The sequence below is a fragment of the Nonomuraea sp. AD125B genome (genome assembly GCF_041402765.1).
Taxonomy (GTDB): Bacteria; Actinomycetota; Actinomycetes; order Streptosporangiales; family Streptosporangiaceae; genus Nonomuraea; species Nonomuraea bangladeshensis.
Genome location: NZ_JBGLOU010000005.1, coordinates 264,295 through 276,371, shown reverse-complemented (window position 1 = coordinate 276,371; position 12,077 = coordinate 264,295). Strand labels below are relative to the sequence as shown.

The following is a 12,077-nucleotide window of genomic DNA, read 5'->3' as shown; positions in this document are numbered from 1 at the left end:
AAACGATCGCAGTATATGTCTGATTTGATCAGCGCCGCGTCCACGATCGGGCGCTCCGCATCATCCGCCCGCGCACCACCGCAGCGCACGGCACTGACCAGGGGAAAGCATGAAAGTAGGCGTCACCGGGGGCAACGGTTTCATCGGACAGTACGTATGCGAGGAGTTAGCCGCCCGCGGCCACACTCCCATCGTCTTCGACCATCGCCAGCGCGGCACGGGCACGTACGAGTTCATGCTCGGCGACATCAGGGACGCCACGGCCATGGTCGAGCTGGCCGCCCACGCCGACGCGATCATCCACCTGGCGGCCGTGCTCGGGACCCAGGAGACGATCGACAACCCGCGCCCCGCCGCCGAGACCAACCTCGTCGGCGGCCTCAACTTCCTCGAAGCCGTCGCCCAGTACGACCTGCCCGGCGTCTACATCTGCGTCGGCAACCACTGGATGGACAACAGCTACTCCATCTCCAAGACCGCCGTCGAGCGCTTCGTGCGCATGTTCAACGCCCACCGGGGCACCCGCGTCAACCAGGTCAGGGTCGTCAACGCCTACGGGCCGCGGCAGATGGCCGCGCCGCCGTTCGCGCCCGGCAAGGTCCGCAAGATCACCCCCGCCGTCGTCTGCCGCGCGCTGTCCGGCATGCCGGTCGAGCTCTACGGGGGCGGCGCCCAGATCTCCGACATGGTCTGGGTCGGCGACGTCGCGCGGGGCCTCGTCTCGGCGCTGGAGACCGCGGCCGAGCAGGGCCCGCTCAAGCACGTCGTCGAGGTCGGCCCCGCCGAGTCCACCAGCATCCGCGCCGTCGCCGAGATGATCATCGACATGTGCGTGGACCGCGGCTACGACCGCGTCCCGATCGTCGACCTGCCCATGCGGCCGGGCGAGACCCCGGAGACCGCCGTCACCGCCGACCCGCAGACGCTGCGCTCGGTCGGCATCGACCCCGCCACGCTCGTCTCGCTGCCCGAGGGCATGGCCAAGACCGTCGACTGGTTCATCGAGAGCCGCGGCACGCACTGGAGCCCGCCGCGATGAGGCGCCTGGTCATCCTGGGCGGCTCGGACGGCACGGTCAGTGCCTTCCGCGCCGCCCGGCGGCTGGGCCTGGCCACCATCTGCGTGGACATGCGGCAGGACGCGCCCGGCGTCGCCGAGGCCGACGAGTTCCTGCACCTCAGCACCCGCGACGTCCCCGCCGTCGCGGCCGCCCTGCGCGACCGCGACGGCCTGGCCGGGCTGCTCGCCCCCGGCAGCGACATCAACCTCCCGTCGCTGGTCGAGCTGGCCCGCCTGCTCGGCCTGCCGTGCGGACTGACGGACGCGACGCTGCGCGCCTCGACGGACAAGCTCTTCTTCCGCGAGGTGTGCGAACGGCTGGGCCTGCCCGGTCCCCGTTACTGCGCAGGCGACGCGGACTCCGCGCTCCGGCCGCCGCTGCCGGTCATCGTCAAGCCCGTGGACTCCGGCAGCTCGCGCGGCATCACGATCTGCCGCGAGCCCGGCGAGCTGCCGGCGGCGATCGCGCACGCCAAGGAGGTCTCCCCGACCGGGCGGGCCCTCATCGAGGAGCTGCTGACCGGCGAGGACCTCTGCGCCGAGGCCATGCTCCAGGACGGCAGGATCGCCCTGCTCGGGCTGAGCAGGCGCGTCACGGCGCCGCCCGCCGTGGTGGCGGTCGGCCACGACATGGCGCCCGCCGACGACGTCCTGGAGAAGGAGGTCGTCCGGCAGCTCGAACGCGTCTGCGCCGACCTCGGCTACCGCGACGGCCCGCTCAACGTCGATCTGTTCGTGGACGGCGGGCAGGTCACCCTCGTCGAGATGGGCGCGCGGATCGGCGGCAACGGGCTGGGCGAGGCCCTCGGGCTCATGCACGGCGTCGACACGGTCGAGGCCACCGTGCGCCTCGCGATCGGCGAGCGTCCCGACCTGACCCCGGCCCGGCGCGTCCCCGCCCACGTACGGGTGCTGCGCGCCCCCGCGGAGGGGACGCTCGTCTCCATCGACGGGCTGGAGTCGCTGCCGGACGGCGCCGAGGTGGTCGTGGTGGCCAAGCCCGGCGACCACGTCGTGCCCTACACCGAGTGCCGGGCCAAGCTGGGGTACGTCGTGGACCGCGAGCCGCCCGACCTCGACGCGCTGATCAGGATAGATGTCCGCTAGCGCGTCGCCGGGCGGGTTCCCCGGCGTCCTGTGGCGGCTGGCCTACCGGCGGGCCGTCCGGACGGCCTTCGCCCGCGTGCCCTTCTACCGGGACCAGTGGGTACGGGCGGGGCGCGAGCTCGCCGAGCCCGAGCCCACGCCCAGCGCGGACCTCGCGGGGCAGTTGCACCGGCTGTGCCCGTTCGGCGCGCCGTACGACGCGGGCGCGGAGCCCAGCCTGTGGATCGGCCCCGCCGCCGACCTGCGGGCCGCACTCCGCACGGCCGGCGTACGCGGGCGGGCGCCCGTGCTGGAGGTGGGTCCCGCGGTGCTCGACCGGCGCGCGCTCGGCCCGTTCCAGCGCTACGGCGTGCTGCTGGCCGCGGGCGCCAAGGTCAGGAACGAGCGGCGTCGGCGCGAGCTCAACGAGCCCGCGCTCCGCCTCGCCGCCGGCGCCGGGCGGGCGGTCCTGGTCGGCGAGCGTGACGCCGTGGCCGAGTTCCTGCCCGCGCTCGCCGGGATCGAGACCCGCGTGCTGATCCGCGCCGGCCTGCGCGGCGACGCGGAGCTGGCTCATGACCCGCATCTCGGTTACTACGCCGCACGCGCCCGGTGCGGCCACCTTCACCTGCTGTGGCGGCGCTTCCACGCGCGGACGACGGCGGACGGCGCGCCGGCCGTCACCGCGCTGCGCAGGCGCAGGCCCGTCCTGGTCGACGTGGTGCCCGACGGCGCCGCCACGCTCGGACGCTGCCCCGTCCACGGCGCCCCGATCCTTGGAGTCCTACCGTGATCAGAGCCAACCTGGTGACGCTCGTGATGGGCGTCGTGGCCGTCGCACTGGCCGGGCTGGTCCGTTTCGTCCTGCCGTACGAGCAGGACATCACCACCCTCTGGGGCTTCCTCGTGAAGCTCACCCCGCAACTGGCCGCCATCGTCGCGGTCGCCTGGCTGGACGTGGAGACGGCCCGCCGGCTACGCCTGCACCTGATCGCCCTTCCCGCGCTCTTCCTGGGGTTCCTGCTGTACTTCGTGCCCGCCACCTTCATCAGGGCGATGGACATCGAGGACGGATCGGGCACCTTCGAGGACCTCTACCTGCACGTCGTGGTGTTCGTGCCGTTCCTCATCGTCGCGCTGCTGGTGGCGTACCGGATCGGCGGCGGGTCGCGGGAGGGCGTGCTGCGTACGGGGGCGGCCATGTCGATCCTGCACGTGTCCGGGCTGGAGGACCTGGTGGCGGTCTCGATGAACCGCCGGCTCGACGGGATCCCCGAGGTGTGGGCGTGGGCGGACCACATCACCGTGCGGATCGGCCATCCGGCCACCAAGGCCGAGGCGTACGCCTTCATCGCCGCGCACGTCGTGGCGGCGCTGCTCGTCCTGTTCCTGCCGCGCAGCCTCTTCCGCCGCCTCTCCCGGCGGCGCGACCGGCAGCCGGCCGCCTGACCGCAGATGGACTATCTCGCGCTGACCGCGCGCTGCGCGCTGGGGCTCGTCTTCCTGGTGGCGGTGATCGGCAAGGTGCGCGGACGGGCGGCGTACGAGGCGTTCCGGCGGTCGGTGCCGGAGCTCGTCCCGCTGCGACGGGGAGCGGCCGTGCTCCCCGCAGTGGTGGTCGCCGCCGAGTGCGCCGTCGTCGTCCTGCTGGCCGTGGAGCGCACGGCGACCGCCGGGCTCGCCCTGGCCGCCGCCGTCCTGCTGGCCTTCTCCGCAGGGATCGGGCGGGCGCTGCGCGCCGGCGTCCGCGCCTCCTGCCGCTGCTTCGGCATGACGCCGTCGCCGCTCGGCCGCCTGCACCTCGTACGCAACCTCGCCCTGGCCGCGCTGGCCGTCGCCGGCGCGGCGGCCGTCCTGGCCGGAGGCCCCGAGCAGCCGCACCCGGCGGGCGTGACGCTGGCGGTCGCGGGCGGCGCGCTGCTCGCCCTCCCGGCCGTGTTCGCCGACGACCTCGCCGCGCTCTTCGCGCCCCCTCCCGGCCGCTGAACCAGGGCTGCACGCTCGCTGCAACAACCTGACAGGCCGCTTGACACCCGCGTCACCGCTATTCAAACGTTTTAGGGACGGAGGCGCGCCTCGGCGGTGATGCGCGGCTCTCTTGCCGTGCCAACACCCCACCGGAGGATGTCATGACAGCGGTCACCCCCTCGTCACCCTCGCCCAGGCGCCGGCACCGGATCGCCGCCGCCCTCGCCGTGCTGCTGGGCGCCGCCGGAGCCGCGGTCGTGCCCGGCGTGACCCCGGCGTCCGCCGCCGCGTGCGGCGACGGCGCCTTCCAGTCGCAGGTCACGGTCAGCGGCAGCACCTGGACCGCCCGCGACAGCGCCGGCGGCACCGTCTACAGCGGCACCGACTTCCGGGCCGCCGTCCAGGCCGGTATCGGCAGCCTCACGGCCGGGCGCACCTCCATCCAGCGGGTCGTGGTGCGCGGCAACGGCACCATGAGCGCCGGCACCCGGATCTCCCTGCCCAGCTACACGTCACTGTCGGTGTGCGGCACCATCAACGTCACCGGCTCGGGCTCCGGCGACTACGCGCCCGTCTACTCCCGCGGCACCACGAACATCGAGGTCCCCTACCTCAACGTCACCGGCACCCCGGTCTACGGCATCTTCCTGCGCAACGTCACCAACGTCTGGCTCGGCCAGCTCGACATGCGGCTCGGCGCGGGCCTCGGCGTACGCATCGACAACCGCGGCGACACCAGCCAGTGGACCCGCAACGTCCGGGTCGACAACGTGTACGTCCAGGAAGCGAGCTCGCACGCCATGGAGACGTACGGCGTGGACGGCCTCACCGTCGGCACCGTGACCGCGCGCGACGTCGGCGAGTCCGGGCTGCTGCTCAACCAGACCGTCAACGCCACGGTCGGCACCGTGGACGCCGACAACGCCGGCGCCGGCACCGGCTACGCCGCCTTCCGCATGGCCAACCGCAACGGCCGGATCGGCAGCTCCTACCCGAACAACATCCGCGTCGGCACGGTCAAGGCGCGCGGCGGCGGCCGGGGCGTCTTCTGCGTCTCCGAGAGCGGCGGCGCCACCATCGACCGGGTGGACATCGCCAACACAGGCAACAACTCGGTCCTGGTGGAGAACTGCTACAACGTCGTCATCGCCGGCGTGTCCGGCACGATCAGCGGGGGCGGCGAGGTCAGGATCGCGGCCCGTACGGAGTTCCCGCCGTCGTCGGGCATCAGGTTCCAGAACTTGACGGTCAGCAACACCAACATCCGCTGGAGCCCCTGCACGGGCAGCAACAACACGATCAGCAACGTCACCCGCAACAACTCCACCCTGACCTGGTGCTGACACGGGCCAACGCGAGCAATGGGCCTATGTATACGTCGCCCAAAAGCCAAGGAAACCAAATTAAAACTCCGGACGAGCTGAGGACCAAGCGGCGGAGGCTTGAATCCTGTCCGGATGTGGTCATGGCTGGAGGGTGATTTCCCGCCCGCTATCAAGTTTCATAGAGACGAACGAAGCGCCGCCGCCTCGATCGTCGACTGGAGGGGATGAAAATGGCCATTCCTGCTGTCATAAACCCTGATCAGTAGGCAGCCACGGTCGGCGATCGACGTCGAGGGCGCATTAACCTTCGAAATCGCGCCCGCCCCGTGATCCTGTCGGCGCTTTCCAGCAAGGCGCTGATAGTCAGAGGCCGATTCATCCCCACCAATTATGGATGCTCCTGGAAGTTCAGGCGCCCACGTCGGCCGATAAAGTTCTGCCCCCGCCGCGAGGGTTGTTATGGCGCCGTCGCCGCCTGCTCCGGCAGGGGCAAATAGCCGTGGTTCGGCAACTCACCACGGGTTTTCTTAGCCGCTATGCCGGTATTCGCCCTTGAGCGTCGACCGGCTCAATGTGGTGACCACGGGCAGGGCCGCGCCGCCCGGCGTGCGTCAGGGCCCTGCCCCCGATTCCCCTACCAAGGAGGTAGCCATGGCTCCTTTCCCGACGCGAGTCCGGCTGATCGTCAAGCATTCGGGCAAGGTGCTGGCCATCGAGAACGCCAGCCTCAAGGACGGTGCCAGCCTGAACCAGTACGACTCCGGCGCCCAGGACAACGAGAAGTTCGAGCTGCGCGACGCCGGCGGCGGCTATGTCCGGATTATCGTCAAGCATTCGGGCAAAGTGCTGGCCATCGAGAACGCCAGCCTCGATTACGGTGCCAGCCTGAACCAGTACGACTTCGGCACCCAGGACAACGAGAAGTTCGAGCTGCGCGACGCCGGCGACGGTTACGTCCGCATCATCGTCAAGCATTCGGGTAAGGTCCTGGCCATCGAGAACGCCAGCCTCGATTACGGTGCCAGCGTGAACCAGTACGACCCCGGCACCCAGGACAACGAGAAGTTCCGGTTGGAGCCCATCAGCGACGCCGGCTGGTAGCTCACAAGGTTCAGCACGTCCGTGCCGTCCGCGCGCCGGACGGCACGGACGGATATCGCACCCGTCTGACCGGCGGTCCCGGCTCCTCACGTGGGGATTCGCCGCACGCCGGCCCGGGTAGCCAGGTCGTATGCCCGACTGGGGAGCGGTCTTCCTGCTCAGCACGCCCGTTGCCGAGATCTTCGTACGCGGGACCGTGACGTTCCTCGCGCTGCTGCTCATGCTGCGCGTCGCCGGGCAGCGCGAGGCCAGCGGCCTCGGCCTCACGGACGTGCTGCTGGTCGTCCTGGTCGCCGAGGCCGCGGCGGGCGGCCTCACCGGGTCGTCGCACTCCGTCGGCGACGGGCTGCTGCTGGTCGCCACGATCCTGGTGTGGAGCGTCGTCGTGGACGCCGTCGCCTACCGCTGGCCGCGCGCGGCCCGGGTGCTGAAGGCCCGGCCGCGCCCGCTCATCAGCGACGGCCGGCTCAACCTCCAGGTGATGCGCCGCGAGTTCATGACCCGCGATGAGGTCCTCACCCAGCTCCGGCTGCACGGGATCCAGGACCTGGACGAGGTCAAGTCCGCCTACCTGGAGCCGAACGGCCTGATCAGCGTCGTGCGCCGCGACCGCGGCGAGGTGGACGAGCCCTAAGGGCGCCCCCAGGTGACCGGCAGCCGGTCCACGCCGTACACCGCCGAGCGGTCGCGGGTCGGCACCTCGGCCGCCGGCACCGCCAGGCGCAGGTCGGGGAAGCGCTCGAAGAGCGCGGTCAGCGCCACCCGGAGCTCGGCCCGCGCGAGATGCTGCCCGAGACACTGGTGGACGCCGTGCCCGAACGCCAGGTGCCCGGTCGCGGAGCGGGACAGGTCCAGCGCGTCCGGGCAGGGGAAGCGCCCCGGATCGCGGTTGGCCACCGGCAGCGCCAGCACCACGGTCTCCCCGGCCGCGATGACCTGCCCGCCGATCTCGACGTCGACCAGCGCGGTCCGCCGTACGTCGAACTGGAGCACCGACAGGTACCTCAGCAGCTCCTCGACCGCCCGCTCCGGGTCGGCCGCCAGCAGGGCCCGCTGGGCCGGTTCGGTCAGCAGCGCGAACGCCCCGAGCGCCAGCATGCTCGACGTCGGCAGGTGACCCGTCGCGAGCAGCACCATCCCGAGGTTGGTGAGCTCCTCGTCGCTCAGCTCGCCGGTGGCCGCCGCGTGCGCCAGCAGCCCGCCCTCCCCAGGGCTCGGAACCTGCCGGGCGAGGACGTCGCGCACCGTCCCCGTGATCGTCATGACTGCCGCGCCGACCTGGTCCGGGCGCGAGTCGAGGTCGTTCATCACCGCCGTGGCCGCCTGCACGCGCTGCCGGTCCTCCACCGGCACGCCCAGCACCTCGCAGATGACGAGCGCCGGGATCGGCATGGCGAACGCGGTCAGAAGGTCGGCGGAGCCCCCGCCGCCCGCCATGCCGTCGAGCGCCTCGGCGGTGTGCCGCCGGATCGCGGGCAGCAGCCCGGCCACCCGCCGGGGCCCGAAGTGGTGGGCGAGCAGGCGGCGGAAGCGCGTGTGCTCGGGCGGGTCCATGTGCGGGAAGATGCCCGGCTCGGCGGGCGTCGGGCGCTCGGTCGCGCGCTCGCCGCCGACCGGCTGGTGCAGCAGCTCACGCCGGGTGCTGAAGCGCGGGTCCGCCAGGATGGCGCGGGTCTCCGCGTACCCGGTGGACACCCAGCCGAGGTGGCCGTCGGGGTAGGCCAGCCTGCTGAGCGGGGGGCGGCGGCGCAGCGCGACGGGCGGGTCGAAGGGGGTGGGCCGGTCGGTTTCCAGGGACTGGGCGGTCTGGCCGTCGCTCATGGGTTGGCCTCCCCTGCGAGCTGTTGATCAAGGCCGAAGGGGATTATGCATGACAAACACGGAAAATTCCACCACTAGGAATTCTTTGATCATCGACTTAACATCGGCATCGGCTGACAGAACAGTCACCTGTCAACCCATCGGCAACAGGACCGCGCACCGGCCGTCGCCGCAGGTCAGCGGCCGGTGATCCGACGATTTCCCCAGCATTCTCACCCCCTCAGCAGAGGTGTGCATGACACAGGTCGCGATAGTCGGTGGTGGACCGATCGGGCTCTTCCTCGCCTGCGAGGTGGCGCTGCACGGTGTGCCGGTGGTGGTGCTCGAACGACTGCCCGAGATGGAGGAACATCCGAAGGCCGAAGGCATCACCGGGCGGGCCATCGACATCCTGGACCGCCGCGGCCTCATGCTCGGGGTGGACGGGACCCCGGCGCAGCCGACGCCCGAGGAGCGCGAACGCATCGCCCAGGGCGAGCGGCGGCCCGACAGCCTGCAGCCCAAGGCGTTCCCCGGCGCGCGGCACTTCGCCACCATGTTCGTGCTCCGCCCGGAATCTCCCGACCTGCTGGTGCCCCAGCAGGTGCTGGAGCGGGAGCTGGCCCGCCGGGCCGCCGAGCTCGGCGTCGAGGTACGGCGCGGCCACACGCTCACCGGCTTCACAGAAGCCGAGGACGGCGACGGCGTACGGCTCGACGTCGAGGGCCCCGCCGGGCCGTACGCGCTGCGGGCCGACTGGCTGGTCGGCTGCGACGGCGGCCGGAGCACGGTCAGGAAGCTGGCCGGCATCCCCTTCCCCGGCACCGACGGCGTCACGACCGGCTACCGCGCCTTCGCCGACATCGACGACCCCGGCTTCCACCTGCCCGGCTGGTTCCGCAAGGACAACGGGCTCCTGGTGTACGAGGAGGGCCCGCCCCGGTTCATCACCCTGGAGTTCATCGGCCGCCCGGCGAACAGGGACGCGCCCATCACACGCGAGGAGTTCCAGGAGTCGCTGCGCCGGCTCAGCGGCACCGACGTGACCGTCACCAAGGTCCACAAGATCAACCGGTTCACGGACAACGAGCGGCAGGCCGCCACCTACCGCCAGGGCCGGGTCCTGCTGGCCGGCGACGCGGCCCACGTCCAGTCGCAGTGGAGCGGGCCCGGCCTGCGGCTCGGCCTCGGCGACGCGATCAACCTCGGCTGGAAGCTGGCCGCCGTCGCCCGCGGCCGGTGCCCCGAGGACCTGCTCGACACCTACACCGCCGAACGCCACCCGGTCGGCGCGCAGACCCTGGAGGTCCAGCGCGCCTCCATCGCGCTCATGCGTCCCGGCCCGCACGTGGACGCGCTGCGCCGGCTGTTCACCCAGCTGCTGCTCGACGAGCACACGAACCGGAACCTGACCGCCCTGATCGACGACCTGCACATCACGTACGACATGGGCGACCCCTCCCTGACCGGCCCGCTGGTCGGCGGCTTCTGCCCCGACCTGCGGCTGAAGAGCGCCGACGGCCCGGCGCGGCTCGCCGAGCTGCAGCGCGGCGGGCGGCCCCTGCTGCTCGACCTCGGCCCGGACCCCGGCCTGCGCGCGCTCGCCGAGCCCTGGGCCGACCGGGTGGACCTGATCAGCGCCGAATGCGCCGAGGCCCCGGCGGACGCCCTGCTGGTCCGCCCGGACGGCTTCGTCGCCTGGAGCACGCCCGCCGGAGGGGCGTCGCTGACCGCCGCGCTCGAACGGTGGTTCGGCCCGCCCGCCTGACCCTCTCGTCACGACCGTCCGACCACGACTCAGCCCCCTGCGGAGGCCGGGATGAGCGATTCCACCCTGACGACCCTGACCACCCTGCCCGCCTCGGCCGCGATCGACGAGGCGATCGAAGCGGTCGAAGCCGCCGGAGCAGTGATCATCGAGGACTTCATCGACCCCGGGACGCTCGCGGGCCTCTGGGCGGACCTGCGCGCCGACCTGGAGCGCACCGCGGATGGCGACGGGCGGCTGGTCGGCGAGAAGACCCGCATCCTGCCCGGCCTGGTCCGCCGCAGCGCGCACTCGGTCACGGTCCTGCGCCAGCCGCACTTCCTCGGCGCGGCCCGGCACTTCCTGCAACGGCCGGTCCGCGCCTGGCTCGGCGAGCAGCGCATCGAGTTCGTCCCGACGATCCAGCTCGGCATCTCGCGGGCGATCCAGATCCAGCCCGGCGTCCCCGTCCAGGGCCTGCACCGGGACGACACCGCGCACCTGCGCACCCACCCCGGCCCGGAGAGCCGCGTCCAGGTCATGATCGCGGCCAGCGAGTTCACCGCGCGCAACGGCGCCACCCGGGTGATCCCCGGCAGCCACCGCTGGGACGACGAGCGGGGGCCGCGCGAGGACGAGGCGGTGCCCGCCGAGATGCGCGCCGGGTCCGCGCTGCTCTGGCTCGGCAGCACCTACCACGGGGCCGGCGCCAACCGCTCGGACGGGCCGCGTACCGGCCTGTCGTACGCCCTGGACCTCGGCAACCTCCGGCAGGAGGAGAACCAGTACCTGTCCATCCCGCTGGACGTGGTCCGCGGCTACCCCGAGGACGTCCAGCGGCTGCTCGGCTACGAGCCCTGCCCGCCGATGTGCGGCCTGTACGAGCTGGACGACCCGATGCTGCTGCTCCGAGGAAAGGCTTGATGCGTACTTCCGGCACGTACCTGCGCAGCATCGGCGTCCACCTGCCGCCCGTGGTCGGCATCGAGACGGCCGTCGCCGAGGGCCGCTACCCGGCCGACGAGGTGGAGCACTTCCAGCTCAGAGGCGCGGCGGTGGCGGGCGACGTGCCCGCGCCCGAGCTCGGCCTGCGCGCCGCCCGGCAGGCGTTCGAACGCTCCGGCGGGCTGTCGCCGCACGACCTCGACCTCCTGCTGTACTGCGACGTCTGGCACCAGGGCCCCGAGGGCTGGGCCCCGCAGTACTACCTCCAGCAGCACCTGACCGGCGGCCACGTCCCGGCCGTCGAGCTGCGGCAGGGCTGCTGCGGCCTGTTCAACGCGCTCCAGCTCGCCGCCGGATACCTGCGTCCCGGCGGCAGCGCGCTGCTCGTCGGCGCCGACAACCACGGCACGCCGCTGGTCGACCGGTGGCGGATGATCGAGGGCACCGTGATGGGCGACGCCGGCTGCGCGCTGCTGCTCACCACCGACACCGGGTTCGCCGAGCTGCTGTCGGTCAACGTCCGCGTGGTGCCGGAGGCCGAGGCCGTCAACGACGGCGGCGTGCCGATGTTCCCGCCGGACGCGACCGTGGGCCGGCCGCTGGACTTCGCCGCGCGCAACCGGGAGTTCCGCAACCGGCTGCTGCACGGCGACGGCGCCCAGGTGATGCTGGCGATCCAGACGGCGATGCTGGAGCTGGCCGACCGCACGCTCAAGGAGGCCGATCTCACGCTCGACGACGTGGCGCGGGTCGCCTTCCCCCACGTACGCCGCGACGACGTGGAGCACCGCGGCGTCAACTGGTTCGGGCTGACCCTGGCCGACACCACCTGGGAGTACGGCGCCGGCGTCGGCCACTTGGGGGTCGGCGACCAGTTCGTGGCCCTCGACCACCTGCTCGCCACCGGCGCGCTGGCCCCGCGCGACCACATGCTGCTCCTCGGGTTCGGCGCCGGCACCACCCTGGCCTGCGCCGTGCTGCGGATCCTGGACATCCCGCCCGAGTACGCCTCCTGAGGAGGGCCGCACCGACCTGTTCCGAACGAG

General features: G+C 72.2%; 12 protein-coding genes. 11 read left to right on the top strand and 1 reads right to left on the bottom strand.

Annotated features, from left to right (window positions below; translation table 11 throughout):
• The first annotated feature begins 109 nt into the window (after window positions 1-109).
• The 8 genes from ACBR40_RS15790 to ACBR40_RS15755 all read left to right on the top strand — a co-directional run bounded on the left by ACBR40_RS15790 (window position 110) and on the right by ACBR40_RS15755 (window position 7,173).
• Complete coding sequence (locus ACBR40_RS15790) at window positions 110-1,039, top strand: NAD-dependent epimerase/dehydratase family protein (protein WP_364458526.1); 930 nt, start codon at window positions 110-112, stop codon at window positions 1,037-1,039.
• The gene (locus tag ACBR40_RS15785; protein ID WP_371249183.1) at window positions 1,036-2,166 is read left to right on the top strand and encodes an ATP-grasp domain-containing protein; all 1,131 of its coding nucleotides are present in this window, start codon (window positions 1,036-1,038) and stop codon (window positions 2,164-2,166) included. Before ACBR40_RS15790 ends, ACBR40_RS15785 begins: the two co-directional genes overlap by 4 nt.
• Complete coding sequence (locus ACBR40_RS15780) at window positions 2,156-2,938, top strand: hypothetical protein (protein ID WP_371249182.1); 783 nt, start codon at window positions 2,156-2,158, stop codon at window positions 2,936-2,938. The genes ACBR40_RS15785 and ACBR40_RS15780 overlap by 11 nt, the downstream gene beginning before the upstream one ends.
• Window positions 2,935-3,594: a hypothetical protein gene (locus ACBR40_RS15775; RefSeq protein ID WP_344204245.1), complete on the top strand. Its 660-nt coding sequence runs from the start codon at window positions 2,935-2,937 to the stop codon at window positions 3,592-3,594. The genes ACBR40_RS15780 and ACBR40_RS15775 overlap by 4 nt, the downstream gene beginning before the upstream one ends.
• Before the next feature lie 6 nt (window positions 3,595-3,600).
• Entirely contained in the window at window positions 3,601-4,131 is a 531-nt protein-coding gene (locus tag ACBR40_RS15770; protein WP_371249181.1) for a MauE/DoxX family redox-associated membrane protein, read from the top strand.
• A 143-nt stretch (window positions 4,132-4,274) separates the two neighbouring features.
• Window positions 4,275-5,456: a hypothetical protein gene (locus ACBR40_RS15765; protein ID WP_371249180.1), complete on the top strand. Its 1,182-nt coding sequence runs from the start codon at window positions 4,275-4,277 to the stop codon at window positions 5,454-5,456.
• A gap of 633 nt (window positions 5,457-6,089) precedes the next feature.
• Window positions 6,090-6,539, top strand: a complete 450-nt coding sequence (locus ACBR40_RS15760) for an RICIN domain-containing protein (protein ID WP_371249179.1) — start codon at window positions 6,090-6,092, stop codon at window positions 6,537-6,539.
• A gap of 130 nt (window positions 6,540-6,669) precedes the next feature.
• Window positions 6,670-7,173: a DUF421 domain-containing protein gene (locus ACBR40_RS15755; protein ID WP_371249178.1), complete on the top strand. Its 504-nt coding sequence runs from the start codon at window positions 6,670-6,672 to the stop codon at window positions 7,171-7,173.
• Here the strand turns inward: ACBR40_RS15755 and ACBR40_RS15750 are convergent.
• On the bottom strand, window positions 7,170-8,360 hold the full coding sequence (locus tag ACBR40_RS15750) for a cytochrome P450 (RefSeq protein WP_371249177.1): 1,191 nt from the start codon (window positions 8,358-8,360) through the stop codon (window positions 7,170-7,172). The genes ACBR40_RS15755 and ACBR40_RS15750 overlap by 4 nt on opposite strands.
• 235 nt (window positions 8,361-8,595) lie before the next feature.
• Here ACBR40_RS15750 and ACBR40_RS15745 point away from each other — a divergent pair, with 235 nt between their 5' ends.
• Genes ACBR40_RS15745 through ACBR40_RS15735 form a run of 3 tightly spaced genes read left to right on the top strand, consistent with a single transcriptional unit; the run spans window position 8,596 to window position 12,047 of the window.
• Window positions 8,596-10,107 (top strand): FAD-dependent monooxygenase, encoded by a 1,512-nt coding sequence (locus ACBR40_RS15745; protein WP_371249176.1) that lies wholly within the window; start codon window positions 8,596-8,598, stop codon window positions 10,105-10,107.
• 51 nt (window positions 10,108-10,158) lie between these two features.
• Window positions 10,159-11,010, top strand: a complete 852-nt coding sequence (locus ACBR40_RS15740; RefSeq protein ID WP_364458499.1) for a phytanoyl-CoA dioxygenase family protein — start codon at window positions 10,159-10,161, stop codon at window positions 11,008-11,010.
• Entirely contained in the window at window positions 11,010-12,047 is a 1,038-nt protein-coding gene (locus ACBR40_RS15735; protein WP_344204225.1) for a ketoacyl-ACP synthase III family protein, read from the top strand. The genes ACBR40_RS15740 and ACBR40_RS15735 overlap by 1 nt, the downstream gene beginning before the upstream one ends.
• Window positions 12,048-12,077 lie beyond the last annotated feature (30 nt).

Excerpts from the sequence above, each read along its gene's own strand:
- ACBR40_RS15740 (WP_364458499.1), top strand. The coding sequence starts at position 10,159 with ATGAGCGATTCCACCCTGACGACCCTGACCACCCTGCCCGCCTCGGCC.
- ACBR40_RS15790 (WP_364458526.1), top strand. The coding sequence starts at position 110 with ATGAAAGTAGGCGTCACCGGGGGCAACGGTTTCATCGGACAGTACGTA.
- ACBR40_RS15785 (WP_371249183.1), top strand. The coding sequence starts at position 1,036 with ATGAGGCGCCTGGTCATCCTGGGCGGCTCGGACGGCACGGTCAGTGCC.
- ACBR40_RS15735 (WP_344204225.1), top strand. The coding sequence starts at position 11,010 with ATGCGTACTTCCGGCACGTACCTGCGCAGCATCGGCGTCCACCTGCCG.
- ACBR40_RS15750 (WP_371249177.1), bottom strand. The coding sequence starts at position 8,360 with ATGAGCGACGGCCAGACCGCCCAGTCCCTGGAAACCGACCGGCCCACC.
- ACBR40_RS15780 (WP_371249182.1), top strand. The coding sequence starts at position 2,156 with ATGTCCGCTAGCGCGTCGCCGGGCGGGTTCCCCGGCGTCCTGTGGCGG.
- ACBR40_RS15745 (WP_371249176.1), top strand. The coding sequence starts at position 8,596 with ATGACACAGGTCGCGATAGTCGGTGGTGGACCGATCGGGCTCTTCCTC.
- ACBR40_RS15755 (WP_371249178.1), top strand. The coding sequence starts at position 6,670 with ATGCCCGACTGGGGAGCGGTCTTCCTGCTCAGCACGCCCGTTGCCGAG.
- ACBR40_RS15760 (WP_371249179.1), top strand. The coding sequence starts at position 6,090 with ATGGCTCCTTTCCCGACGCGAGTCCGGCTGATCGTCAAGCATTCGGGC.
- ACBR40_RS15765 (WP_371249180.1), top strand. The coding sequence starts at position 4,275 with ATGACAGCGGTCACCCCCTCGTCACCCTCGCCCAGGCGCCGGCACCGG.
- ACBR40_RS15770 (WP_371249181.1), top strand. The coding sequence starts at position 3,601 with ATGGACTATCTCGCGCTGACCGCGCGCTGCGCGCTGGGGCTCGTCTTC.